This is a genomic window from Pirellulaceae bacterium (assembly GCA_029243025.1).
GTDB lineage: Bacteria > Planctomycetota > Planctomycetia > Pirellulales > Pirellulaceae.
In genome coordinates this window covers 52,303-77,114 of sequence record JAQWSU010000004.1, presented here as the reverse complement: position 1 = coordinate 77,114, position 24,812 = coordinate 52,303, and the positions used below count along the sequence as shown (strand labels likewise).

Below are 24,812 nucleotides of genomic sequence, written 5' to 3'. Positions count from 1 at the left end.
GTTAGGGGATACTTCTTTTGGGGGCTGACGCTGTTGGGTTCGCGAGCTTCGTGTTGACTTTTCTTAACAATCTTTGTGTCATTCTGTTGGCTCAAACAGTTGGCGGATGATGCTGGCGAATGATGGAACATCGAAAAGCAGCTTTGGGAGATCGATTCTCGGTAACGACTCAGTTGATCTTTGGATGCCGAGGATGGCCATCAAGCGGAAGTTGAGCCGCCTGGGAGGGGTTGAAAGCGATCAAGACCGGCTCAGATCTCGAATGACTTGCGTCTTGGCTTTGCGAAGGAAATTCGAATTGGCTCCTCAGCTCAAAGCCTGCTTGCGGTATTGAGGGGCATTGAACGGCTCGTTGCCTCAAGGCCAACCGCGGAATCCTGACCGAATCCAGTTCCGTTCGCGAGCTTGGTCTGGAATCCAGAATTTCGTAAGATTTACAGAGCTTTTCAGCACTCTTGAGTGTGAAAGTTCGTTCGTTGAGGGGATGTTTTTCGGACAGGCGGAGTTCAGTGAGTGAACTAAGTTGTGCATGTTCGGTTAGTCGGTGCCAAGAAGGATTCGGAAGTTTTCACATGACGTGTCGGGTATCCATCATTCTTCCGGCTTTGAATGAAAGCGCGCAGATTGGTGCTGCCATCGACTCGGCGGTTCGAGCTGGAGCGGATGAGATCATCGTCGTGGATGGTGGCAGTCAGGACGGAACACGAGAGATTGCGGCCGACCGGGGTAGTCGCGTTCTGTCCAGTGAAGCGGGTCGAGCGAAGCAACAGAATGCCGGCGCGGCAGTGGCCGGCGGTGATTTGCTGTTATTCCAGCATGCCGACTGTCGACTTAGTTCAGACTGTCTGAAACAAGTTCGAATCGCTTGCACCGATTCGTCGGTGAGCTTCGGTGCTTTCGAGCAGCAAATTAACGCCAACGGTTGGTTGTACGGTTTGTTGTCGAAGGGGAATGCGGCTCGTGTTCGAATGCTTGGTTTGGCTTATGGCGATCAGGGAATCTTTGTGCGGCGAGAAGCATTCGAGCAGGTGGGTGGCTTCCCGGATGAGCCGTTGATGGAAGATGTTGTGTTGATGCGACGACTTAGGCGACTGGGCCGTCCCAGGCTGTTGCCGGGGCCCTTGCAGGTGAGTGCTCGACGCTGGGAGCAAAAAGGTGTTTTGACACAAACAGTCCGCAACTGGTGTCTACTGAGTGCCTTTTTTTGTGGCGTCTCGCCGCGTCGATTACAGCGATATTATCCCCGGCATGATGCCAGTTGATGCCAGTTTGGATTCGCCGCGAGTGAAAAAGGGAATGGCCTAATTGGGCTCGCGAATTGTATCGACGTCAGGCACCAATCCGTACCTCCGGATTTTTCGGTCCAGGGTCGATCGTTCGATGCCCAGTGTTCGCGCCGTGCGGCTCTTATTCCAGTTTGTTTGGCGAAGTGTGGCCATAATGTGCCGACGCTCCACCTCGGCCAGTGTGAGCGGCTCGTAAGTATTTAAAGCAACGGGTAGAACCGCGCTGTCGCCGGCCGTTGCTAAATTCGAGAGGTTCAAATCGTCGACGTCGACATAATCGTGCCGAGCCAAGACGACGGCGCGTTCCACGACGTTTTTGAGTTCTCGAACATTGCCTGGCCACCGATATTGTTGCAGCTGGTCTCTAGCTTCCGCGGTGAAACCGAGTAATTTGCGACCTGAGTCGGCCATGTAGCTGAGTAGAAAGTGCTTGGCGATTTCGATGATATCTTCTGGTCGCTTACGGAGTGGAGGCACGGTGATTTCGACGACTCGCAAGCGGAAATAGAGGTCGCGTCGGAAGGTTCCCTCGGCAACGGCCTTTTCGAGATCACGATTGGTTGCGGCGATCACCCGAACGTCAACCTTGATGGCGTTGCTTCCCCCGACACGTTCGAATGGGTGCCCCTCCAAAACCCGTAAAAACTTGGCTTGGATCGTGGGGCTCATTTCACCGATTTCATCCAGCATCAGGGTGCCTTGACTGGCCGCTTCGAACTTGCCAATTTTTCGATCGGTGGCGCCGGTGAATGCTCCTCGCTCGTGGCCGAACAGTTCGCTTTCCAGCAGCGTTTCGGATAATGCGGCACAGTTGAGACAGACAAACGGACCTTTTTTGCGCGGGCTCGCATAGTGGACGGCTCGCGCGACCAATTCCTTGCCGACGCCGCTTTCTCCACGAATCAGAATGGTGGCACGGCTGGGAGCGGCTCGTAAAACTTCTTGTTGGACCTGATCCATCAGCGGACTGCTGCCGACGATTTCGCTGGCGGCCCCCAGTTGGCGTCGCAGCTGTTTGACTTCGCCCTGGGAGACGTTCAGATTCTCTGCGAGTTCTTGCTGTCGATCGAGGGTCTTCAATGCGAGCGCCACATTGTCAGCGACGGCAAGCGAAAACTCGAGATCGTCCGGATCGGGCACGATTTCCGTGTTCGTCGAGTAGAGGTGCACGAGTCCGACGACTTTTCCATCTTGGCGTATCGGGGCACACAGCACGCTGGTCGCGTGGATCTCACCTTGGCTATCTCGGCTTCCGAGGGTGCTATCTCCATCCACGTTACGAGCGAGGACGGCTTCTCCCTCTCGCATCACCATCATGGCAAGAAAATTGGAGACCCGATGGTATTTGATGCCGTCTTCCGTCAGTGAGGCGGTCAATTCTAAATCAGATCCGGCGGGAGCTCCCTTGAAATCACGCGGGATCAACAGCACGGCTCCGGCATTGACTTGGGTGCCCTCCAGCAGTCCCTCGAGGGCTCGATTTGCAACCGAAATCGTATCGGGTTCATTGGCCAATTCAAAGGCAATCCGACACAGTTTAGCGGCTGCCTGGCCAACTTTGGGTGTGGAAACCTCGTCGTCTTCCTGCCGACGTTCGAGAAAACGAGTTTGTCCCTTGCGATGGGTGATGGTGGTGGGTTCGTAGGGTTCGAGCACATCGTCATCGTCGGCCTCGCCGATGACAGTTTCCTCTTGTTTGGGTTCAGCAGGCGAGTCGGGAAAGGCAGCTGACAAGTCGTGAACGAATGCCAGTTGAGCGTGGGCGATTCGTACCACCTCACCGGCCGAGAGGGTGTGATCGCCGATGACGCGTTTTTCGCCGATCATGGTGCCGTTGCGGCTGTCCAAGTCTCGTAAGATCCACTCGCCTTCCGACAGAAAAATCTCTGCGTGGTGACGACTACAACGTTCATCTTTGACGACGATCTGATTGGTGGGCGCTCGTCCGATCGTGACGGTTCGGCCTTCTACAAGCCGAAAAACATCGGTCCATTTGGAACCTTCACGGATGACGAGGTAAGCGAGCATGCTGTCAATTCGATAAGACCGCGGCTAAAAAATCAGAACTGCCGAACGCTGATGACTCCTGGAATAGCCGTTACCTCTGGGAATACCAGGAGGCTTGTCGACCACGAATCAGCGGAGGGAGTGGCTATCGAGCCACGAGGACGGCTGAACGCTTGGACGGGAGTTTGCCGTTACGTATCCCCTTATTCCTAACTTAGTCGCTTTCCAGGTCGAGACGCAAGTTGCCGATGCGGGTTGTGAGCCCGAATCGGACGGTTCGAGTACCGTTTGTAGGACTTCATGATCGGAATAATTGACGCTTTCGGCTCTTTCTTGATTCCTCAAGTCTTCCTAGTTATCCTAAACCTATTGCAGAGAAGCAGATAAGGCGTAGTATTTAGGCAGATTTCCCCAGCGTTAAGCGGGGCAAGAATCAAGCACCATCACGGGACATTAGAGAACCGGTCTGGCAGGCCAGTTTCTCCTTCTAAGCATTGCCAAAGCAAACCGGAGCGGAGTTATGCGATTACCTCTTAAATACCAGGGACTCATTTGGTCGATCGCAATCGTTGGAATGGCCTTTGTTCCCGGCGATGCGGATGCGGGTTTCAATGGCTTCCGCAACGGTGCCGTTGGTGGCGTTTCCATCAATGCCGAAGGAGTCTTGAGTCAGCCGACTGTGGTGGCAACCGATGGATTACGCAAGGCCATCGTGGCGGATTTACAGGATGTGCCCGAACTCATGGACTCGCAGATTTCACTGCGAAAAATTTCGCTGAAGAAACTCGAAGCTGCTTTGCAGAACGCTCCAAACCACGATCTGTCTCAGTTGCCCGACGAGATTCGTTACTTGGCCGGTTTGCAACGTATTCAGTATGTGTTTGTCTATCCCGAGCAACAGGATGTGGTGATCGCAGGGCCCGGGGAAGGTTGGATGGTTAATGATCGGGGTGAGGTTGTTGGTAAAACAACCGGATTGCCTGTCATTAAGCTTGAAGACTTGCTCGTTGCTTTGCAGACAGCTCGCACAGCTCGCACGTCGGGTATTTCTTGCTCGATCGACCCGACGGAAGCAGGAACGCGTGCGATGCAGCAGTATGTGCGAAAACAAAAACAGTTCTCTTCGGCCGTTGTCGATGGCATTGCGAAGAGTCTCGGCCCACAGCAAATCACGATTGCGGGTGTTCCCGAGACGAGTCATTTTGCTCGCATTTTGGTCGCGGCGGACTATCGCATGAAGCGAATCGCCATGCAGTTGGACAAGTCACCTGTCCCCGAGCTGCCGAGCTTCTTAGAGATGATGGCTCAGAGTCGTACGAAGATCACGAACATGATGCCTCGTTGGTGGCTGGCTTGCGACTATGATCCACTCGCCCGCAGCGAAGACGGATTGTCCTGGGAACTGCGAGGTCGCGGTGTCAAAGTCATGACCGAAGATTCGTTGGTTTCGGATGATGGATCGTTCACCACAACGGGTAAGAAGAGCCCCATCGCCACCCGCTGGGCCGATCAGATGACGCGTCATTATGACGATTTGTCTCGCGAAGAAGCTGTTTTTGGACAACTTCGTAATCTGATGGACATGAGCGTAATTTCAGCGCTGATCGAAAAAGAGCAATTACTTCAACAAGCGGGCTGTCAACTGCCGACACTGACCGGCGTCAATGGCGATTTTGCGATGGAAGCCTGGAATCCCCCGAAGACGGTTTCGTCGGAGTGCAGTGTCATCAAGCGTGGTCGTGACTATCTGATCACCGCGTCGGGTGGAGTTCAGATTGATTCCTGGCGCTACGCAGCTCGTTCACAAGGTAGCAAGGCGGTTGACGAAGCAAAGACTCGCAATGCTCATGTGGCTGACAACTGGTGGTGGAATTAATCCACCCAATTTCCATCGGTTGGCCCGTCGCAACTCGTTGCTGGAGCCATGAGTTTGTCTGTCTCAATGCGACACGGTACGGCTCTTGCTCGGAGAGCTGCCGCGATTTGGGGAAAGTAGCTATCCACGATTCCGTCGTGGGCGGCCGTTTGAGGGCAGTCGACTGATGCTTTGATCGACTTGAGCAGGATCAATTCGTCCGCTCCGGTCACCTCGGCCAGTCGAGCAGCGATCGAATCGCTGGTCACATCCCAACTTTTCGGTAACTCAGTACCGGGGGCGCTCGGTTCAACTTCTTGCAAAAAGTTCTCGGTGTCGAAGACGGCAATCGCCTGTCTTTGTTTTTTACCTTGAATTGCTTGTTGATGCTCCAGCCAGAATTTGAGTTCCGAGTATTCTTGGATCCAGGTGGATCGCTCCATCAGGTTTGCCAAGAGGATTGTCGTCAAACTCATCGCTCGAACTGCCAGCCAATGGGCCTGGTGTGACGAGAGGCATGTTTCTGCATCGAGGCGTCGAATTTGATCGGCCCAGATTCCACCGCCAGTTACGAGAACGGTTGGTTTCGTTGACTTCTGTCGTAGCCAACGGTCAACTGCCGTGCCGATTTGGTTGGATTTGAATAAGCTGCCACCGACTTTGACCACGCGAAATGACATGCTCAAGGTCCTGCGGTTTCTTGAGCGATCGCCGCTAGCGCGTGAGCGGTGGCGCAGCGAGAAATGGCGGCCCCGAGTTGTTGCTTGAGACTGATGACGGTGCTGCTCAAACCGAAATTCTGAATAGCTTGACGGGCGAGAAACTCACCCTGACCGCAGATCACAATCGATTTAGGCATTTCATCGTTACGTTGTAGCACACGTTCCATCGCGGAAGTCAGTAGTTCGGCTTGGGCCTCGGCGACCGCCTGCGCGACGGCTACCGCATCGCGATGATTGAATTGTTCACTATCAGCGCCAATCGAGCGTGCCAGTCTAGCTCGCGCGTTGACTTTGGTCGCGGGACGTCCGTCGGCGGTGAAGTCGTTCGCCGCATCCTCCGGTAAATCACCCAGGATCACATAGGCGTCCAGCGTCGTCGCGAAGAGTTCATGGGCCAGTGGGCACATGTGATCCCGGTAGGGTACCTGGCGTGCGACAGCACAGAGAGGGCTGCGTTGAATGCCTGTATACACCAATTCTCCGGTGATCAGGCGTTGAGTGTCTGACGTGCCTTTGTGAATGGGAAGTCCATCACGAAACGGAATGACATCGGTGGTCGTGGAGCCCACGTCGATCAGTAGGGCCGGACCTAACTCCATGAAGCGGCCTGAAAACCTGGCCAACGCGTGCCAGTTTGCCGCGGCCACCTCGGAATGACGACGGCCGCCGACAAGCGGAGTGACCATGGTTCCATCGTTAACGTAGACGCGTGTATGCCGGCCGTCTGCTGCCTCTTGCAAAGCGGTCAGGATGGTTTGTACTCCCTCCTCCTTGCTGGTGAAACAGTCTGCCAGTTCTCCTGTCATGGTCGCAACTAGATGATCGCTCTCCGGGGATTCTGAGATGATACGACGAAGTTCGTGAGTGAGAGCAGCGGGATTCTTCCAAAGTGGAAATGCATGCGAAGCTGCGAATCCTTTTCCGTCAGCCACCTTGATGTTGGCGCCGCCGATATCTAGTGATAGCCAGTTCATCGATCCATTCACCCCGCTCCTCAACTCGAAATATTTCCGCAAGCACTAAATTCTACAGCATCGCTACGGAACGACAAATTGATCTGTTTGTCGTCGACAGCAGATAACATGGCGTCGGCCAGATTTCCGTCCGCAGTCGCCCTTAATCCGACATAAGAGGTGGTTAGGCGTGGGTTGACTTCGATCACGCGATCCAGCGACCCATCAAGACGGTCACCGAGTACGAGATCGATTCCCACATAACCGCGAGTTGGCGGGAGGGTATCGAGAGTCGCATGTGCGAGTTGAGTTAGGCGGTCTTGGATCGATTGCTCTTGGATAGTTCGACCGCCTTGGTAGCGAAAGGTTGTTGGTTCGATTGATTGCCAGCAGGCGGGGAGCATGATCCGATCATGCTCTCGACAAATCGAGGCCACACTCGCGGGACGCCCCGAGCAGAATTCTTGAACGCAATACTCACGGTCACCCGAAACGTGAGCTTCCAAATCGCTTGTGTTCAGCTTTCTGACATCCGTGGATCCTGCACCGTCGTTTGGCTTGACGATCAATCTCTCACCAAGTTCAGATGGCAGTGGATTTCCGGGGCGATAACGGACCGTGCGGGGAGTCGGAACACCGGCAGAACGTAGCCTTTCGGCAGTCAGGCTCTTATCACTTGTGATCTCGACAAAATTAACATTCGGCCCGAGTAAAAGTGCGTCCAGTTCTTGAGCTGTCCTCGTTTTGCTAGACAACCAATTGTCAATTTCCGGAGCGATGATTAACGTGCACTCGCAGTTGCTTGCCAAGCTCGCGAACGTTTTGAGTTCCTCGTCGGCTGAGCATACCTTGGCGATCTCGATTTGTCCCGCTGGTGGTCTTTCAAGTCGTGTGTCCCACATCAGGTTGACACTCACATTGTCGAGGGCGGCGAAGTCCGTCGCAATCGCCTCAAGCATGGCGCGACCCTCTGCTAATAGCGATCCGTCCGGTGGACCGGACGCGACGTGATGCCAACCTCCTGCGGTGATGAACTCGTAAAGAAAGACGGTTCGAGGGCCCATTATCGGTGGTGCTCGCCTTTGATCAATGGTGCCCGTTTCCAATTCGCATTGGGGCCGAAGCGGAAATCCATGCCACGTTTACCGCTGTGTGTGTCACCGTACACGCGGCGAGTTGTCCACCACTCGAGCGAAGGAAATGCGATCGCGCTAATCAATAATAGGGTCGCCGAGATGAATAGGAGTTTTCCCGTGTTGTCCTTCTCTGGGTTGTCCTTCTCTGGGACAGATGCCATCCGTTGGGCGGACGGCAGCAGTAGGATTAAAACCGACGCCAAAACTGCATTTAGATAGAGAATGCCTTCGGTCAGGATACGACCTGCGGTGAAGGCTGAAAGTGCACGTGAGAAGTTACCGACAACGAACACCCACATCAATGTCAGGAACAGCAATTGTCCGCGGCCGATCCAGTTGGTGCCGAAGAGCTCGATGGGGCGGCGCCAGTGGATTGTGATTGCCGCGATAAACGCCAATGTTCCCACAAGAAAGACGAGATTGAACCAATGTAGCGACGAGAGTTCAACCCGCGTCCATGGAATGGCCATCATGTCCGGCAACCTTTGGTGACCGTTAAAGTCCTGCCCCCAGTCTCGTAAGTTTTTGATCATATTGACATAAGTTAAGACGGGAAGAACCAACACGAGAGAGAGGAGAAGCATCCAACGGCTACCGGGGCGTACCGGAGCTTGTCGCGGCACGCGCGTTGCCAGAATTCCTAACGCGATGGCTAACCCAACTCCGTTCAAAAAGCCGTATGACTGCTCAACGTAACTGTGCCAATTTTGATGCTGCCACGCCTCCCAGCCTTGCGGTGCGGTAACACTGGCTAGAAAATCCGGCGAAGGCATCCGTTCACCGCCTGTCCAAGAACTCGGTTGCCACGTCGTTTCTTGCCATGCGGTCCATTGTTCCTGGGAAGCAGCCAGATTCCGATTCCCGTATGAAACAAGCATTGTTTCGGTCCAGGTTGCACCCGAGAAGGCAATGCCCCCCAGTGTCCCGGAGAGGATTCCAGCGATCACCACCAGCTTTTGATTTTGCCGCCAACAATAGATTAGCCCTCCAAGCAAAGCTCCCAAGACGCCCGCCCAATTGTCTCCTCGGGGTGGGGTCATTCGTAGTCCACCGTATTGCGGTAGGAAGAGGCTGCCAAGCACTGGAAGTAGAACGAAACTGATTAGCCATCCCGACGCTATCCAAACAATCAACCCGCTACCGTGAGCGAATTTTCCGAAGCGAGCAAAGTAAACGAACACCCCAAGACAAGCACCTAATAGCAAGGCGAGAGATTCTCCCGAGTAAAACAAACCTTCACGTCTGCCCAAATACAAAAAAAGCGGTGGCCAATTCGTGACTGCGAGTTGATCAGCGGTGTAACGATCTTCGAAGGTGCCTTGAGGTTGGACGAACCAAGTGATCAGCCACGTGTTGCCGATCGTGAAATGCAAAAGCAAGAACAATAAATAGCAGGCGAGCCCTCCAATTGCCGCATAGGCAAAGATCCACCAAGCTTCATCAAAACGGCGCTGGACAAGATCAAAAATCAACAGAGATGCCAAAATCACGCTTACCTGGATCCAATCGCTGTCGAGCCAATAAAGAGCTCGTTCTTGCCGTTGCATGGGGGTGGCAATGCCGTCGAGTTCCAAGCGTGCTTGAAGGAAATCGAAAACGGGAATCTTCACAAAATACAGGACCACCCAAACCACGAGGACGGTCGAGAGCGGTAGGAAAAACGCTCGCAGCTGCTTGTCAGTTAAGACAGCCGGTATCGCCGTACTGGCCCCGCCGAATCCCGCCCATAGAAATCCAACCAGAAATAACGAGCCATAACCAAAAAGTTGCGTTGCGGAATGTCCTGAGTGAGTGTAGCCAATGATCATCATGTAACTGATCGAACCACCCACTGCCCAGCCCAGCATCCCAAAAAGGCCAAAGTAGATGATCCGCGGATACCAATCATCGCGTCCGGAAACAAGGCAAGCGGCCATAGCCGCTAAGGCGCCTGGAAGCATCGCACCCGTTTCATGACCGTAATTGCCCCGAATGCCCCATCCAATTGACAGTGCCAAGCCGACGACGAGTAGCGATATTGGGTGCAAGAGTGGATTCTTGATCACGGAAGCCCAGTCCTTGGGGTCAGCTCGGTAACCGTGGAGTTCAGCGAATTCACCGCACTGCGGCTCGGAGGTGTGAGTTCTCGAGAGCAGTGAGTCCTTGGAAGGTAAGCCTGGAAATAGGGCCCCACGTCGGGGAAGCGGTCAGTGACCAAAATGACAGAGGGCGAAATCCTTACCATCCCTGCAATTCGCAACTGTCGCTATTGTGGCGACTTTCGACCTGCAAGAAAAGCGGAAAGTGGTTGTCGCCCAAAATCACGCGATGTGGATCCCAGCCCTCCTGCCTGCGTGCGACACGGGCTCTCGATCGGAAACGCTACTGAAAAACGGCCCCAACGCTAACGCCTTCGGATACGGATGAGTCAGCTGCCGACCAGGAATCTCGAAGCAACCTGTTCCGTTCATCGAGCAAATCCGTGCTGAGATTGCCTTTGATAAGGCGCGCCGAAAGGATTATTACCGTGCCAACCAAGCGGTTGGGAATGAAATTAAGCAAAAATCGACCACGTGGGTGAAAGCTGTATTCGAGCGGCTTGGGGCGCTGGCCGCCGAATGGTCTGCCGGACATCTGATCGAGCAGCTGAGGAGAGTCATGCCAAACATTGCGGATCGTTCCCCGGGATCTCCGAGCAACGAATTTTGCATTTCGCAGAATCGGTCTCCGTTGCCTCCTCCGGGAGACGTCTTTGGGAGAGAAACCGCTTCAATCTTCAGGTCGGCTAGAAGATCCCGAGTTGATCTTTCGCATCGTCGGTCATTTTGTCGGGTGTCCAAGGAGGATCCATGACGATCTTGACTTCGACTTCGGCAACCCCGTTAAGTTGACCAACCACCTGACGGCTGTTAGCGATGAGCTGAGGTCCTGCGGGACAAGCGGGGCTCGTCATGGTCATTTCGATCGTGACATCTTTTTGGCCTTCGCTATTTTCCTTCAGCTCGACGGTATAGATCAGTCCCAGGTCGACAATGTTTACGAAAAGTTCGGGATCGATCACTTTTTTGAGTTGTTCGAACACCACTTCTTCACTGAGCGTTTTGAATTCTGCAGCCGTGGAAGGATTGGTTACGGGCGTCGCATCCAGAGCCTCCTCGCTTGCCGGTGCGGGCGGCTCTCCCCCGGCCGTCGGTTCGGTCTTTGCTGGTTGGCTTGGCATGGCTGCTGCCGAGTGGGTACTGGTATTCGTTTTGGCTGGGTTCGGTTCAACTACTTCGCTCGAGGCTTCTGACGGTGATCCGTCATTGACTTTCACGTAGATCCCATCGTCTCTGACCTGTACTTGGTGGGAGCGTGTGTCCTCAGTGGCTGGCATTGTTTCGGCTTTGCCCGTGCAGATATTAAATTTGGCACCGTGTCTGGGACAGGCGATTGACTTGCCGTTAAGTTCGCCTTCCCCGAGGGGACCACCATCGTGGGTGCAGACGTCATCGAGGCAGTAGTACTGCCCATCCACATGGAAGAGGACCAACAGTTGATCATCTGCCTCGACAAGTTGTTTGCCAGGATCAGAGAGTTCGCCGATGTCGGCAACTTTTACGAATTCGCTCATCATCTATCCGTTTATTCGTAGTCTCGCACGCGACGTGCGATGGCGTGTCCAAGGGCATCTCTCACGCTGTCGATCGTGATGCGATCGAATACTTGCTGGAAGAAGCCAGTAACGATTAGGCGGACCGCTTCGCGTCGCGTGTAACCGCGTGATTGAGCATAAAAGATTAATTCTTCGTCCACACGTCCGGTGGTTGCTCCGTGGGTGCAGCGTACATCGTCCGCCTCGATTTCGAGTCCGGGAATTGCATCAGCACGGGCTCGCCCGGAGAGCAGCAAGTTATCGTTTCGTTGGTAGCCATCTGTTTTCTGGGCTTTTTCGTCGACCTTGATCATTCCCCGCCAAACCGTACGAGAGGTATCCTGCAAAGCTGCCTTATAGAGGAAATCACTACGGCAGTGTGGCGCGACGTGGTGTTGCATGGTGTGATAGGACAGGTGCTGCTTACCTTCGGTAAACATCACACCGTTGACCTGGCATGCGGCTCCCAGACCCGTCAGTGCTACCGTTTGATTTACCTTCGCCAGCCGACTACCAAGAGCGCCGACGGTCCATTGTAAGGATGCATCTCGACCAACCGTTGCGCTTTGGTGGGCAAAGTGCCAAACGTTTTGGGACCAGTCCTGTAGATTGACAAAACGGAGGCTCGCATTGGAACCAATAATCAATTCCGTAGCGCCGCAATGTAGACCAGAATCGCTTTCCTGGTTGCACCGCATCTCGTTTAAGAAGGTCACTTCCGCATTGTCCTCGACGACAACCAAGGTGTGTCCAAGGTCCACTCCTTGACCGTTGATCGAGGAGAGCGAGTGGAAGGGCTGTTTGACAACCACTCCGCGAGGAACGTAAAGGAATGTACCACTCGTCCAGCACGCCGCGTGAAGTGCTGAGAATTTGTCTTGGTGGGGATCAACGGCTCGCTGAAACAGATGCTTCCGAATCAGGTCACCGTGTTCTTGAATTAGATCGGTCAAATTGCCAAAAATCACCCCCTGCTCCGCCAACTCTGAGCGTTGCGACCCAGTGATTGGAACGCCATTGACGGTGGAAGTCGAGCCACCAAGATCCACACCTTGATCGAGCAGCGATGTGGCGGCAGCGGACGTCGATTCCTCCATCGGGATGCCGTATTTGGCGAGTTTAAACAGACGGATATCCGTCCGCGTCCATTCTTCTTCGGTTCGCGATGGAAGATCTTTGTCGCAAAACGTTTGCCAAGCTTGGCGACGCAAGTCTGAAAGCCAACCGGGTTCATTTCTCGATTGCAGAAATGCATCGAAAGCTTCTTGGGAAAATCCGGTCGCCGTCATTGTTGTTGGGGGCATCGTACAAACTCAAGCTCTGAAAGGAAAACTTCCGCTGATCGGGTTGGAATGTCGATCGATTGGCAGTCGTGAAATCGCAGGTAGATCGTTCTCTGGCCGGAGCATCAGCCAACCGATCCCTCCATTTGCAGTTGAATCAAACGATTCATTTCCACCGCGTATTCCATCGGCAGTTCTTTTACGAGCGGTTCGATGAAACCATTAACAATCATCGTGCTGGCTTCGGCCTCGCTCAACCCGCGACTCATTAGATAAAAGAGCTGTTCTTCGCCGATACGAGAAACGCTTGCTTCGTGACCGATCGAGACATCTTGTTCGGCAATTTCAATGTAGGGATAGGTGTCGCTGCGACTTTCCGGATCGAGAATCAGAGCATCACAGACGACGTTTGATTTGGAGTTGTGAGCTCCCTTCTCAACTTTTACCAAACCTCGGTAGCTGCTTCGGCCACCATTTTTTGAGATCGATTTGGAGATGATTTGTCCGGTGGTGTTGGGTGCACAGTGGACCAATTTCGCACCCGCGTCTTGATGTTGGCCTGCCGAGGAGAACGCAATCGACAGGATCTCGCCGCGGGCTCCTGGTTCCATCATGTAAACAGCCGGGTACTTCATGGTCAGACGGCTGCCGAGATTTCCGTCAATCCATTCCATGGTTGCGTCCTGGTAGGCAACGGCGCGCTTCGTGACGAGGTTGTAGATGTTGTTCGCCCAATTTTGAATTGTCGTGTAGCGGCAACGAGCATTCTTCTTGACCACGATCTCAACCACGGCCGAGTGAAGACTTTCGGTGCTGTACATGGGTGCTGTGCAGCCCTCGACGTAATGGATCTGAGCCCCCTCGTCGACAATGATGAGTGTTCGCTCGAATTGGCCCATATTTTCGGCGTTAATTCGGAAATAGGCTTGCAGCGGATAGTCGATGGAAACGCCCTTCGGGATGTAGATGAATGACCCACCCGACCAAACTGCACTGTTTAATGCGGCGAATTTATTATCCGACGGAGGGATGATCTTTCCGAAATACTCCCGCAGCAATTCCGGGTGTTCTTTGACGGCGGTGTCCGTGTCGGTGAAAATCACCCCTTTTTCCGACAGCTCTTCCTTGAGAGAACCGTAGACGACTTCGCTTTCGAATTGAGCTTTGACACCCGCAAGGAACTTCTTCTCTGCCTCGGGAATCCCCAACTTGTCAAACGTGTCCTTGATTTCCTGGGGCACATCATCCCAGCTCCGCCCTTGGTGGTCGGTGGGTTTGAGGTAGTAGTAGATATCCTGGAAATCGATGTCGATACTGCCACCCCACTCGGGTGTCGGCTTCGATTCGAAGATTTCAAAACTCTTCAAGCGGAAGTCTCGCATCCACTGCGGCTCGTCCTTCATATCGGAGATTTGCTGGACGATTTCGGCGTCGACTCCTTTCCTTGCCTTGAAGACGGCTTTGGAATCGGTCCGGAAATCATATTTGTTAATCTCACCGATATTCCCAGACGATTTTGAGGTGATATCCGTTGCCATAGCTTCGATCCTACTGCGTTAAAAATTTTCGAAGGACGTTTCTCAAAGCGATTCCTGAAATCAGGCGGTGGCTTCTGCCTCTTCCGACAACATGGCCTGATTGGCGGCATCAGCCTCGGGGTACTTCTTGCGGATTCGGTCGTAACCCTTCGAGTACAGCTCAGCTGCTAATTCCACGCCGCCTGTCTCGACAATTCGTCCGCCCAGCATTACGTGGGTGAAGTCGGGACGGTTGTGTTCTAGTAGTTTGTCATGGTGTGTGATGATCAACAGTCCGATCTGTTTGCGACCAATCTCTGCGATGCTTTGACTCGCGAGAAGAACCGCGTCTGCGTCCAGCCCACTGTCTGTCTCGTCAAGCACCGCGAACTTCGGCTGCAGCATCGCGAGTTGCAGAATCTCAGCTCGTTTCATCTCGCCGCCTGAGAAACCATCATTGACGTACCGACGAGCGAACTCAGAATCAATCTTGAGTTGCTCCATGCGGTCACGGATTTCCTTGCGGAACTCACGCATCGGGATTAAATCTTCACCCTCTTGCCTGTCCGGGTTTCGCACGTTGGTCGTTGCATGACGCAGGAAGTCAGCCATCTTCACGCCGGGGATGGCGATTGGCCGTTGGAAAGCCATGAATAAGCCAGCTCGTGCTCTCTGGTCAGCTTCCATTTCCAGTAGATTTAAATCGTTCAGATGGATTGATCCTGACGTCACCTCGTAGTTGGGGTGACCCATCAAAGCGAGGCCCAGCGTGCTTTTGCCGGACCCGTTCGGGCCCATCAGTGCGTGGGTCTCGCCCCGGTTGATTTGCAGGTCCACGCCTTTAAGGATTTCTTTTCCTTCGACGCTCACATGGAGATTTTCGACTTTAAGCGTATCTGTCATTTGCCTTCACTCTGAGCAGGACGGATCTAATAACAAGACCCTCTAGTAACCTAACCGGTAATTTTTTGGTGATCCAACAACGGATCTTTGTCGGCCGGAGCTTTCACGTATCCCGAATGATGAGGGATGGGTAACTCATCTTCCATCTTGTCTCCGGCTTCGAGGAAGCCCTTGACTTCTACCGATGTTTGCTTGGCAATTCGGTGACCATTGATTTTATCCTGAATTCGCATCAGGCCCTCAAGCAACGCTTCCGGTCGCGGTGGGCAACCGGGGACATAAACATCGACGGGTACGACTAAGTCGACCCCCTTCACCACATGGTAACCCCACTTAAAGTAGGGGCCGCCGCCGACCGTGCACGCACCCATCGCGATCACGTATTTGGGATCGGGCATGAGGTTGTAGAGTCGTTGGACCCGGCTGGCCATTTTGTAGGTGACCGTTCCCGCTACAATCATCAGGTCAGCCTGTCTTGGGGTGGCGCGGAATGCTCCTGCGCCAAACCGATCGAGGTCATATCGGCTGGCTCCAGCGGCCATCATCTCAATCGCACAGCAAGCAAGTCCGAAGGTCATGGGCCAAATGCTCGATTGTCGTGCCCAATTTATCGCTTGCTCAACGGTGGTCGTCACCACGTTCTCTTCAAAGCGTCCTTCAATCCAAGGTCGCGTCATGACAATCGTCCTGTCAATCGTAATTGTGGGATAGTAGTAAAGGTCAGCAGACCGAACAAAATGGAGCCCGATATCTTTGCACTTCTGCACCTTATTGGCTAGGGTCGGAGCTCGGTAGCTGCTGCCGCTGGTTTGACTTCAATTCTTCTTTCGTCCGGCCGTCTGAACCGCGGAAACTGCAGCAAGTGTCGCCATTCAGTCGACAACGGTCCAAATTCATTTTTTGTCCTAGCAATTCCGAGAACATCAACCGCTCCACGGCGCAAATGGTCGCGTCTTGCTCCGCGAGTTCCGGGTAGGGACAGGCAAAGGTCGTCAAGATCGGTAATTGGCATTCGTCCTGTTGGACTTCAAACGGAATTTGACGCTGCTGAAAAAGTGCGGCCAAGGCCTCCATTCGTTCCTGAACGGTCTCGCCTTGGATTTGGTCGGAGTAGGACTCGGCGAGCCGACTGGAGAGTCGTTGCAGCAGTCCGCGTCTGACCTCCACGTCTTCGATCGCACGTAATTCTTGCCAAAGGGCCACGGCCAAATCACCGAAATTGGCTCCCGTTTGGCGGCGACCCTCGGGAGTCAAACAGTAGCGGTGGCTCGGTCGCCCACGACCGTTGGTTTCAATCAATTCACGTTGCAGAAAACCCTGCGCAAGGAGTCGGGTGAGTCGCTGCCGGACTGCGGTCGAGGTCACACCTAGCGCTGACCGGAAATCAGTGACCGTCATCCATTCACGTTTTCGCAGTAAATCGAGGATTGTGACGTCGCTCGGAACTAACTCGCTCATGGTACCTGTTTCACCTCTCGGGCTGGTTGCCCCAGTCTATGATAAGCATTTCGACATTTTAGACAACGGGATATTTTAAAAATGTATCTGCCCCCGTGCTGCACCGTAAACAATTGACATAACAGGAGTTATAGGCTAAAAGTTCCGCCAGAACCGGTTTGGGCAGTTGGGATGGCGGGTTTCGGGTGACGGGGACGGCCGGTCGAGGTGTGAGAAGCACCGTCCAGACTTAAACGCAATCCGCCTAGGACGGGCGGGAAGGAGTTCGCGGATGTTAAGGCTTGTTGACGAAAAATTTTTGGCGTTTTGTCTGATCGTCATCCTATCTGCCATTTGGATGGTGTCTGTGTGCCATGGCCAAGCGGCCGTGGTGGCTCCACCGAAAGCCGTGGTGGCTCCACCGAAAGCCATTGAATCGATCGAGCCGGCATCTGAGCCGAGTTTGATGGAACGCGTTGACGCCGGATTTGCCAAGGCGGTGGACGCGATTGCCTCCGTCTTATTTCGCCGATTGTTTGCGACCGATCGCGAGTACGTCCAAATGGACCACGCGGAGGACTATGTTCGCGACGTTGGCAGTCATGGAGATTTTGAGAAATACGATCCCAACGGTGAGTATCCCGAAGCGAAACTGACGCCTCAACAAGTGGATGGTTTGGGTGCCCGAGGCATGCTTGTATTGGGGAACGAAGCGAATGAGATTCGACGCGGAAAGATTGGTGATCGCCAAGTCGAGTACGTGGTTGTCGAGCTCGACCAAGCGAACAAATATGTTTTGGTCAAGAATGCGGAACATCCCCAGGGGGAATTTCAGCAGATCTCGAGAAAACGAGAGTTGTTGAAACCCGATAAAGTTTTGACTTGGGACCAGGTTGATGCACTGGCGGCCAAAGGCTGGTTGAAGACAGACCCTCAGCATTCGGTGGCTGGTAAGCCCTATCTGCTGAAGGAGAAGTTTGGTGGTGCTCCGATCGTCGTACTCTGGTTGGCTGCGGGGTCGGTATTTTTCACGTTCTACATGGGCTGGTTCAATTTTTGGGGATTTCGGCACGCGGTTGAGATTGTTCGAGGGCGATACGACAATCCGAATGAACCGGGTGAAGTGACTCATTTGCAAGCGCTTGCATCGGCTCTATCTGCCACCGTCGGCCTGGGCAACATCGCAGGTGTGACGATTGCCATGACCTTAGGGGGGCCGGGCGCTTTCTTCTGGATGGTTGCTTGCGGTGTCTTCGGGATGACAAGTAAGTTTGTGGAATGTACGCTCGGCCAAAAATATCGCACGGTGAAACCAGACGGCACGATTTTGGGCGGCCCGATGCAGTACCTGCATGTGGGGCTCAAGGAGCTGGGGTTGGGGCCGTTGGGATTGGTTTTGTCCGTCGTCTTTTCGGTGATGTGTATTATGGCCAGTTTTGGTGGCGGAAACATGTTCCAGGCCAATCAGTCGGGTGCCCAACTGGTTAGCACGATTCAAAGTGGTCAGATTCAACAATTGTCCGATCTCAATGAGAAAATTCGGACTGCTGCTGCCGAGGATAGTTTTGACGAACTGGCTTCATTGGAGGAGCAGCGGGCGGCGTTGGTATCAGAAATGTCCGGGTTCAAGCGAAAATTTCTGGTCATCTTCGGGATTGTGCTCGCTGTGGCTGTTGGATTTGTCATTATCGGAGGGATCAAGCGAATTGGTGCGGCAGCGGAAAAGGTCGTACCGACCATGTGTCTGGTCTACATTGGCGCTTGTCTGTGGATCATCATGATGCACATCACCGATGTTCCTGCGCTGGTTGTCAGCATTTTCAGTCAGGCATTTACCGGTCAGGCGTTTGGCGGTGGGATCGTTGGCGTGATGGTTTTGGGGATTCAGCGTGCCGCGTTCAGCAACGAAGCGGGCGTTGGTAGTGCTGCAATTGCTCACAGTGCGGCGAAAACGGATGAGCCGGTTCGGGAGGGTGCGGTCGCCTTGTTGGGGCCATTCATCGACACGGTTGTGGTTTGTTCGATGACCGCGTTGGTGATTTTGATCACCAACGCCTGGGACTACGACCCTTGGGTCGTCGATCAAGGGTTGCAAGGAGCAGCCCTGACGTCGGTTGCTTTTGAGCGTGAGATCTCATGGTTTCCCTATGTGCTTGCGGTCGCTGTTGTGCTGTTTGCCTTTTCGACAATCATTTCATGGAGCTATTACGGCGAGCGATGTTGGGAACGCTTATTCGGCGCGCGGAGTACGGTCGTTTACCGTTGTATTTACGTGACGTGCGTCTTTATTGGTGCAATTGTCAATTTGGGGGCAGTGCTTGATTTCTCCGACATGATGATTCTCTCGATGGCCTTTCCAAATGTGCTCGGCGTGGTGCTGTTATCTCCCAAAGTCAAACGGGATTTAGCTGATTATTGGCGTCGTTATAAGGCGGGAGAATTCAAGACTTACAAATAAGTTTGGCTGGGTGGTTCGAACGCGAGTTCGGTTGCAGTTCGGTTGCTGGTTTCGAGCGTCAGGATTTACCGTTGGGGCGCTCACGCGGAAAGTATTCCTTCACGACCTGGTAAAACTCATCCGGGGTTGAAACCTTACCAACTTGGGTCCGGAATTGGCGGGCGCCGAACAAGCCTTGGGCGTAGCAGCAGGCAAATTTACGCATCAACATCGTTCCCTTTTCTACACCGAATCGCTCGACAACTAGTTGGTAGTGCCGAACCATGCATTCTCGTTGTTGATCGAGGGTGGGGTCAGGGGGAATCGGCTGACCCTTGAGGGCGGCGCAGACTTGTTGGAAAAGCCAAGGACGGCCGAGACAAGCGCGGGCGATCATGACGCCGTCCACTGCGTAACGTTCAAAGGCGGTCAGTACTTTTGCGGGTGAATCGAGATCACCATTCCCGATCAGCGGAATTCGTCGCAGATGAGGCTTGATTTCGGAGATTAAATCCCAGTCGGCGGAGCCGCGAAAAAAATCTGCCGCAGTTCGTCCGTGAACCGTTAGTGCCGAGGCTCCTGCAGACTCGACGACTTGCGCAATCTCGATGGCGTTGACGGAATCCCGCGTACAACCGAGCCGAATCTTGGCGGTGACCGGCACGGGATGGCAGGCCTTCACCACGCGCTCGATGATCGTTCCCATCCGGTCTGGGTCACGCAATAAATAAGAACCGCTGTGGGCCTTTTCAGTCACCTGCCGCACCGGACATCCAAAATTAATGTCAACGACGCTGACTTCGTATTCGTGGGCGAGTCTCGCTCCGACCCGTGCCATCGTGGTCGGATCGTTATCCCAGATTTGAACTGCCAATGGACGGGCTTCTTGCTTCACACCCCAGAGCCGATCGGGGTGTTCACATCGCGTCTCGTCCATCCAGACGAATCCTTTGGCGTTGACCATTTCCGTTGCTTGAAGTCCGGCGCCTCCGTAGTCCCGCACGATTTGCCGAAAGGCATAGTTGGTGAAGCCAGCCATTGGCGCTTGCAACACGGGTGGGTCGACACGAACTGAACCAATCTCAATCGCTTGAGGGCCCACGCTTGGCTCTCGGAGATCGGCTGGTTTTACGGAAGGATTGATCATGACTTCGATGCTTAAAACGACCGGGGATGTTTGAAAGGACCGGATTGCATGGAAACTCGCTAAAAACCGGATCGGAAACGTTGGTTAAACTGCTGGTGCAGTTGGTCACGCTGCTGCAGTTCTGCGGGATTCTTTGTAGGGTGGCGGCGCGGGAGTGGCGCGACGGTGGCACCGTCGCGCGTGTAAAGGTCCATGTCCTTGCACCAACCATTTAGTTCCAACACGAACGTCCGTGACCAATCCGTCGGGAGTTGCTCCGATTGATCGGAAAAACGAAGCTCCACTTCTTCGCCGGGCCCAATGATGGCAACCGCATCGTCGATGGTTGTAACTAACGGGGTCGCTTCACCGAAGGAGGTGTAGTGGCCTTTGAGATGTCGCGTGTCCCACAGCGGTGCGCGTTGATTGTAGTCGTAATGTGGGCGATGCTGAGCCAGGTTTGTGCGACGGGCAAAGCCAACTTCGTCGACAACAGCTTGGCGAAGCGGCATCGATTTGACTCGTACCGTGTCATTTGTCTCAGCTTGAATCAGGGCGATTCGATCCCAATAGATTTCGACATTTGTCCGGATTCGCAATCTCTTCGCACCGGCTGGAATCCGACTGCGATCAAGTGGAAGCAGGGCGCGCCGAGGCATACCTGCCAGATAGCCGAACTGTTCGGTGACGATGTGCCAAACTCCATCGGTGTCTTCGACTTCGATCGTTGGTGCGTCGTAGGACGCATCGGCTTGCCAGGCGGCAAACATGGTTTGTGAATATGGATATTCGATCCAGCCATCCATCATCAGATATAAATCGGGCTGATCGAGTGAGATCGAAAATTCCAAGATGACGTCATGCGCCTTGTTCAAACCCAAGAAGCGAGAATCGCGCTGTCCCGGTTGGGCAGCCTGAAAGTCTGCCGTTTTCAAGAGAGCAAGCAGATCCTGGCCGCGATCGTTGGTCGCAGCAATTGGCAGGTGTTCGTGGCGATAAAAAATCGGTTGTCCGGAAGGTGGAGGACCGAGAACGTGAAATCTCTCATCGATGACCATCTGCCAACCCGGTGGAAGATCATAGCAAACCAATCGGGCCGCATCCAAGTAGCAGACTTCTTCCATCGGTTCGCCAATCTTGATCTCAAACTTGTCTTGTCGAGCTTTGAGCAGATTACTCGGTAGTTGAAGATTTTCCCAAGGACGCGGATCTCCATATTCGCCATAGCCGACGTTGAATCCGATCCCCGCAACCCCAAGTGCGTCGGTGATGAACCGGTATTGCTGGCCGTCCCACGCAAAAATCACGGGACAGCTTGCTACCTGACGTTGGTCTTCTTCGATCACATGCCGCAGGCCACTCGTTAAGCCCAGTTCGGTCTGAAAAACACCGTCTGGCCAAGTCATTTTGACGTAATCAATCCGTCCTCGACCCCCTGTGCCGACCGAGATGGGCTGCCAGCTTTGCCCGGGCCCGCTGTCGGCACGAAATGTGTCGAAGGCGGCCCAGTCGGTTCCCATGCGAACCGCGCCGGACACCCCAATTCCCGAACGGTTGGAACGCATTTGTTCGCCCTGATCTTCTTTGCCAGTGAATTGGAGCATGATGAAAGGAAGGCGACCGGGACCAGGCTGCCAGACGATCGGGGTCGCATCCGGTTTGACCGCGATCACTGAAGGGCCTTTGGCGGCGTCGAGGTTGGCCAGTCGCCAGGGAGCTTTGTTGGGGAATCTTGCTAATTCGCGCTTGCCGTCCGCTGCCAACGCGAGCCAACTATCGTTTGTTGACACGATCAAGTCATTGGTTCCGTTGCCATTGAGATCGGATGTCGCCAAGGGTGGGCTTAAATCTGTGCGAGCAATGCCCAGCGGAGTGGATTGCCAGCTGGCTTGATCCTCGGATCGCCAAACGGCTAATCCTGATTTGCCAAGAGTGACTAATTCAACTTGCCCATCGACATCTCGATCTGTTGCCAAGCAGGCTTGGATCGGCGACTTAATGAATTCGTCGAAACCGGTTGCTGGTTCGTAGTTCCAGAGACGATTGTTACGATAGACTTCGTGGGGGGGGTGTTGATTGATTGCGATCAGATCAACGTCACGATCGTGGTCAAAGTCGCTGGCGATAATCTCTCGCGTTGCGCCATTACCAGCGATCCCTTGGGCTTCGGCCAGCGGGCGGAACGTGCCGTTTAGATTGTTGTTGAACAGTTCATTGGGGCCGTCGTTGGCGACGAATAGATCTAAGTCACCATCGTGATCCGCATCAAAGGCCATGCCATCCGTCGAATTAATGTCAGCTCCACCGGTTTCGCTCATTTCGGTGATGTCCAGCCACTGGCCGTCGGCAAGCTGTCGCCAGAGGCTGTTTGGGCCGGATCGCAGCAGATAGACATCGACCGCACCGTCATTGTCAAAGTCGCCCCAAGCGGCCGTGTTGACTTGACTGACGGCTGCCAAGGGATGCGACTTGGCCAGTTGAAAGCCGTTTTCGCCACCGAAGAAGACCGTATTGTACTCCCGTTCGACGGCTGAGGCCGATGCGATGAACAGGTCCAGATGTCCATCCTGATTCATGTCGCAGACCGTGAGGTTGGGAGTTCTCTGGCCATGGCTGCTTAATTTGGCATCGGTGCCGGGCAAGGCCACGGACTTTCGGAACAGATCGCCCGGCGGTGGTCCGACCGGTGCGATATCGGAAGTGGCTGACGACACCTCGGCCCGTGGGCCCATTCGTGTGTACTTGATTTCGGCCACACGTGCCTGCGGGTTGGTCTCCAGTCGTTGAAAAAGCTCCCGAAATTCGGTTGCCTGCTGCTGCTTGTCGAGCCGCAAACAGGCTTGAAATGCGCCGTACAACGCGCTGCGAAGATAGGGGTCCATCTCAATCGCCTTCACAAACCACGGAAGTGCTTCCTCGGGCTTGCCCAACTGGGCCAGGCATTGGCCCGCGTAATAGGCTGCGTAGGCGTCTGTTGGATCCGCTTGGGCCACATGCTGGAACATTTTTGAAGCAGCTTCCGGATCACCCCCATCGAGATCCAAGATGCCACGACAATAGTAGGCACGAAGATTGTCCGGATGCTGCTGCAGAATCTCTCCGAGTAACTGTCTGGCTCGCTCGGAATCGCCCACTTGTTGCCGATTCAGCGTGGCGATCGCCAAATCAACTTGGACCGCCTCCCATTCCGGATGGGCGGCTGCCAACTCCGCAAAAATGTCGTGGGCTGTCGAATAGTCGAATTGCCCCATTAACGCGACCGCCTCATTATGCTTCGCGATCGCCTCCGCAGAAGGTTGGAACGCGGCAGGAGGATGGGGTAGTTCCTGACGACGGCAGCCATCACACCCTGACAGCGCGAGGCAGCCCAGAAATGTGTATGCCATCCAACGGCGATTCGAGATGAAACTCCACACGGTTTTATTCACACCCGGGGGTTAACAGAAACAAAGATCGGAAACCTCACGGCATTCTAGTTCAGACACACGGCGATCGACCAGAGTGGCGACCCGAGTGGCGAACCACAGTTGGTGTTGCGGGGCACCTAGCCAAAGACGCTTTGCCGATTGAACCAAGCCGTTTGTCCGAGTTTTTTTGATGCGCATCTGCTGAAGTCGCTGTCAGGTGGGGCGGTCTCGGCGGTGGAGCCGACCCAGCTGTCCAGCCTGTCGCGGAAAGAATTGGGAGTGAGCTGCCTTTCAAAGCGGGCTTTGTCCTGTCGGATCGAATGTTTCCGCCTTTCGATTCCGTTCTATCACCTGATTCGGCCGGTTTTCTTGCCGAATCTGTTGTGGGATGATATGTTTGTCAGTGGGCCGTTTGATGTCCACCCAACAGTGGGGTTTTCTGCCTTGCACCGGTGGTTAGAGACGTTTTCGGGGAGGTGAATAAGGCTCGCTATGGCAATTCGAATGATTATTGCGGATGACCACGAGGTTGTTCGGACGGGAATCCGAGGCATACTGGAAGGTACTGAGATCGAGGTGGTGGGCGAGGCGACCACGGGTGATGAAGCCGTGCGGATGAGCATGGAGTTGAAGCCTGATTTGGTGGTTCTGGACATTCGCATGGTAGGCGGAGATGGTCTGACTGCCCTGGGTCGCATCAAGCTCGATCAGCCGGAAATGCCCATGTTGATGTTTTCGACCTACGACAATCCGACCTACATCGCTCGCTCGGTCGCTTTGGGAGCAAACGGCTACATTCTCAAGAACTCAACTTGTGAGCGGTTTGTAGAGAGCATTCGCCGGGTTGCGAATGGTGAAAATATTTGGACCAGAGACGAGTTGCGTCGCGTGACCGGAGCGTTGGCGACTCCCAGACTTTCGGCCGACATGGAAGTTCCTCTGACGCAAAGAGAAAGTGAAGTGCTGCGACAGTTAGCGTTAGGTCTGACGAACAAGGAAATTGCGTTAGCTCTCAGCATCAGTTACGAAACGGTGAAAGAACATGTACAGCACATTTTGCGGAAAGTCGGCGTATCGGATCGAACGCAAGCTGCAGTGTGGGCCGTCCGCAAGGGGTTGGTGTAGTTGGA

Annotated in this window: 17 protein-coding genes; 4 read left to right on the top strand and 13 right to left on the bottom strand. The window is 54.1% G+C overall.

Going from position 1 to position 24,812, the window contains the following annotated elements; genetic code table 11:
* Positions 1-572 precede the first annotated feature (572 nt).
* Entirely contained in the window at positions 573-1,262 is a 690-nt protein-coding gene (locus P8N76_01695; protein MDG2380364.1) for a TIGR04283 family arsenosugar biosynthesis glycosyltransferase, read from the top strand.
* 39 nt (positions 1,263-1,301) lie between these two features.
* Here the strand turns inward: P8N76_01695 and P8N76_01690 are convergent, their stop codons facing one another.
* A complete protein-coding gene (locus tag P8N76_01690) occupies positions 1,302-3,314 on the bottom strand; it encodes a sigma 54-interacting transcriptional regulator (protein MDG2380363.1) in 2,013 nt (670 codons plus the stop codon).
* 499 nt (positions 3,315-3,813) lie between these two features.
* On the opposite strand from P8N76_01690, the gene P8N76_01685 reads away from it, so the two are divergent.
* Positions 3,814-5,169, top strand: a complete 1,356-nt coding sequence (locus P8N76_01685) for a DUF1598 domain-containing protein (GenBank protein ID MDG2380362.1) — start codon at positions 3,814-3,816, stop codon at positions 5,167-5,169.
* On the opposite strand, the gene P8N76_01680 is transcribed toward P8N76_01685, so the two are convergent.
* The 10 genes from P8N76_01680 to P8N76_01635 all read right to left on the bottom strand — a co-directional run bounded on the left by P8N76_01680 (position 5,166) and on the right by P8N76_01635 (position 16,733).
* Positions 5,166-5,828, bottom strand: a complete 663-nt coding sequence (locus tag P8N76_01680; protein ID MDG2380361.1) for a hypothetical protein — start codon at positions 5,826-5,828, stop codon at positions 5,166-5,168. The two genes, P8N76_01685 and P8N76_01680, sit on opposite strands and share 4 nt — an antisense overlap.
* A 2-nt stretch (positions 5,829-5,830) precedes the next feature.
* Positions 5,831-6,844, bottom strand: a complete 1,014-nt coding sequence (locus P8N76_01675; protein ID MDG2380360.1) for a hydantoinase/oxoprolinase family protein — start codon at positions 6,842-6,844, stop codon at positions 5,831-5,833.
* A 20-nt stretch (positions 6,845-6,864) separates the two neighbouring features.
* The gene (locus P8N76_01670) at positions 6,865-7,887 is read right to left on the bottom strand and encodes an ATP-grasp domain-containing protein (protein MDG2380359.1); all 1,023 of its coding nucleotides are present in this window, start codon (positions 7,885-7,887) and stop codon (positions 6,865-6,867) included.
* Positions 7,887-10,004, bottom strand: a complete 2,118-nt coding sequence (locus P8N76_01665; GenBank protein MDG2380358.1) for a hypothetical protein — start codon at positions 10,002-10,004, stop codon at positions 7,887-7,889. Before P8N76_01665 ends, P8N76_01670 begins: the two co-directional genes overlap by 1 nt.
* 719 nt (positions 10,005-10,723) lie before the next feature.
* Entirely contained in the window at positions 10,724-11,554 is an 831-nt protein-coding gene (locus tag P8N76_01660) for an iron-sulfur cluster assembly protein (protein MDG2380357.1), read from the bottom strand.
* An 8-nt stretch (positions 11,555-11,562) separates the two neighbouring features.
* A complete protein-coding gene (gene sufD / locus P8N76_01655) occupies positions 11,563-12,876 on the bottom strand; it encodes a Fe-S cluster assembly protein SufD (protein ID MDG2380356.1) in 1,314 nt (437 codons plus the stop codon).
* A gap of 104 nt (positions 12,877-12,980) precedes the next feature.
* On the bottom strand, positions 12,981-14,393 hold the full coding sequence (gene sufB / locus P8N76_01650; GenBank protein MDG2380355.1) for a Fe-S cluster assembly protein SufB: 1,413 nt from the start codon (positions 14,391-14,393) through the stop codon (positions 12,981-12,983).
* Positions 14,394-14,453: 60 nt separating this feature from the next.
* Positions 14,454-15,275 (bottom strand): Fe-S cluster assembly ATPase SufC, encoded by an 822-nt coding sequence (sufC, locus tag P8N76_01645; protein MDG2380354.1) that lies wholly within the window; start codon positions 15,273-15,275, stop codon positions 14,454-14,456.
* Positions 15,276-15,325: 50 nt separating this feature from the next.
* Entirely contained in the window at positions 15,326-15,952 is a 627-nt protein-coding gene (locus P8N76_01640) for an NADH-quinone oxidoreductase subunit B (GenBank protein MDG2380353.1), read from the bottom strand.
* Between the two features lie 91 nt (positions 15,953-16,043).
* Positions 16,044-16,733, bottom strand: a complete 690-nt coding sequence (locus tag P8N76_01635) for an ArsR family transcriptional regulator (GenBank protein ID MDG2380352.1) — start codon at positions 16,731-16,733, stop codon at positions 16,044-16,046.
* A gap of 271 nt (positions 16,734-17,004) precedes the next feature.
* On the opposite strand from P8N76_01635, the gene P8N76_01630 reads away from it, so the two are divergent.
* Positions 17,005-19,170, top strand: a complete 2,166-nt coding sequence (locus P8N76_01630; protein MDG2380351.1) for an alanine/glycine:cation symporter family protein — start codon at positions 17,005-17,007, stop codon at positions 19,168-19,170.
* 58 nt (positions 19,171-19,228) lie between these two features.
* On the opposite strand, the gene dusB is transcribed toward P8N76_01630, so the two are convergent.
* Both dusB and P8N76_01620 read right to left on the bottom strand, forming a co-directional pair.
* Entirely contained in the window at positions 19,229-20,296 is a 1,068-nt protein-coding gene (gene dusB, locus P8N76_01625) for a tRNA dihydrouridine synthase DusB (protein MDG2380350.1), read from the bottom strand.
* 59 nt (positions 20,297-20,355) lie between these two features.
* On the bottom strand, positions 20,356-23,661 hold the full coding sequence (locus P8N76_01620) for an FG-GAP-like repeat-containing protein (protein ID MDG2380349.1): 3,306 nt from the start codon (positions 23,659-23,661) through the stop codon (positions 20,356-20,358).
* A 513-nt stretch (positions 23,662-24,174) separates the two neighbouring features.
* Here P8N76_01620 and P8N76_01615 point away from each other — a divergent pair.
* The gene (locus P8N76_01615) at positions 24,175-24,807 is read left to right on the top strand and encodes a response regulator transcription factor (protein MDG2380348.1); all 633 of its coding nucleotides are present in this window, start codon (positions 24,175-24,177) and stop codon (positions 24,805-24,807) included.
* Positions 24,808-24,812 lie beyond the last annotated feature (5 nt).

What these genes read in the sequence shown, in the direction of transcription:
- P8N76_01620 (MDG2380349.1), bottom strand. Translation starts at nt 23,661, where the DNA reads ATGGCATACACATTTCTGGGCTGCCTCGCGCTGTCAGGGTGTGATGGC.
- P8N76_01685 (MDG2380362.1), top strand. Translation starts at nt 3,814, where the DNA reads ATGCGATTACCTCTTAAATACCAGGGACTCATTTGGTCGATCGCAATC.
- P8N76_01615 (MDG2380348.1), top strand. Translation starts at nt 24,175, where the DNA reads ATGGCAATTCGAATGATTATTGCGGATGACCACGAGGTTGTTCGGACG.
- P8N76_01695 (MDG2380364.1), top strand. Translation starts at nt 573, where the DNA reads ATGACGTGTCGGGTATCCATCATTCTTCCGGCTTTGAATGAAAGCGCG.
- P8N76_01635 (MDG2380352.1), bottom strand. Translation starts at nt 16,733, where the DNA reads ATGAGCGAGTTAGTTCCGAGCGACGTCACAATCCTCGATTTACTGCGA.
- P8N76_01690 (MDG2380363.1), bottom strand. Translation starts at nt 3,314, where the DNA reads ATGCTCGCTTACCTCGTCATCCGTGAAGGTTCCAAATGGACCGATGTT.
- P8N76_01670 (MDG2380359.1), bottom strand. Translation starts at nt 7,887, where the DNA reads ATGGGCCCTCGAACCGTCTTTCTTTACGAGTTCATCACCGCAGGAGGT.
- sufC (MDG2380354.1), bottom strand. Translation starts at nt 15,275, where the DNA reads ATGACAGATACGCTTAAAGTCGAAAATCTCCATGTGAGCGTCGAAGGA.
- sufD (MDG2380356.1), bottom strand. Translation starts at nt 12,876, where the DNA reads ATGCCCCCAACAACAATGACGGCGACCGGATTTTCCCAAGAAGCTTTC.
- sufB (MDG2380355.1), bottom strand. Translation starts at nt 14,393, where the DNA reads ATGGCAACGGATATCACCTCAAAATCGTCTGGGAATATCGGTGAGATT.
- P8N76_01640 (MDG2380353.1), bottom strand. Translation starts at nt 15,952, where the DNA reads ATGACGCGACCTTGGATTGAAGGACGCTTTGAAGAGAACGTGGTGACG.
- P8N76_01660 (MDG2380357.1), bottom strand. Translation starts at nt 11,554, where the DNA reads ATGATGAGCGAATTCGTAAAAGTTGCCGACATCGGCGAACTCTCTGAT.
- P8N76_01680 (MDG2380361.1), bottom strand. Translation starts at nt 5,828, where the DNA reads ATGTCATTTCGCGTGGTCAAAGTCGGTGGCAGCTTATTCAAATCCAAC.
- P8N76_01675 (MDG2380360.1), bottom strand. Translation starts at nt 6,844, where the DNA reads ATGAACTGGCTATCACTAGATATCGGCGGCGCCAACATCAAGGTGGCT.
- dusB (MDG2380350.1), bottom strand. Translation starts at nt 20,296, where the DNA reads ATGATCAATCCTTCCGTAAAACCAGCCGATCTCCGAGAGCCAAGCGTG.
- P8N76_01630 (MDG2380351.1), top strand. Translation starts at nt 17,005, where the DNA reads ATGTTAAGGCTTGTTGACGAAAAATTTTTGGCGTTTTGTCTGATCGTC.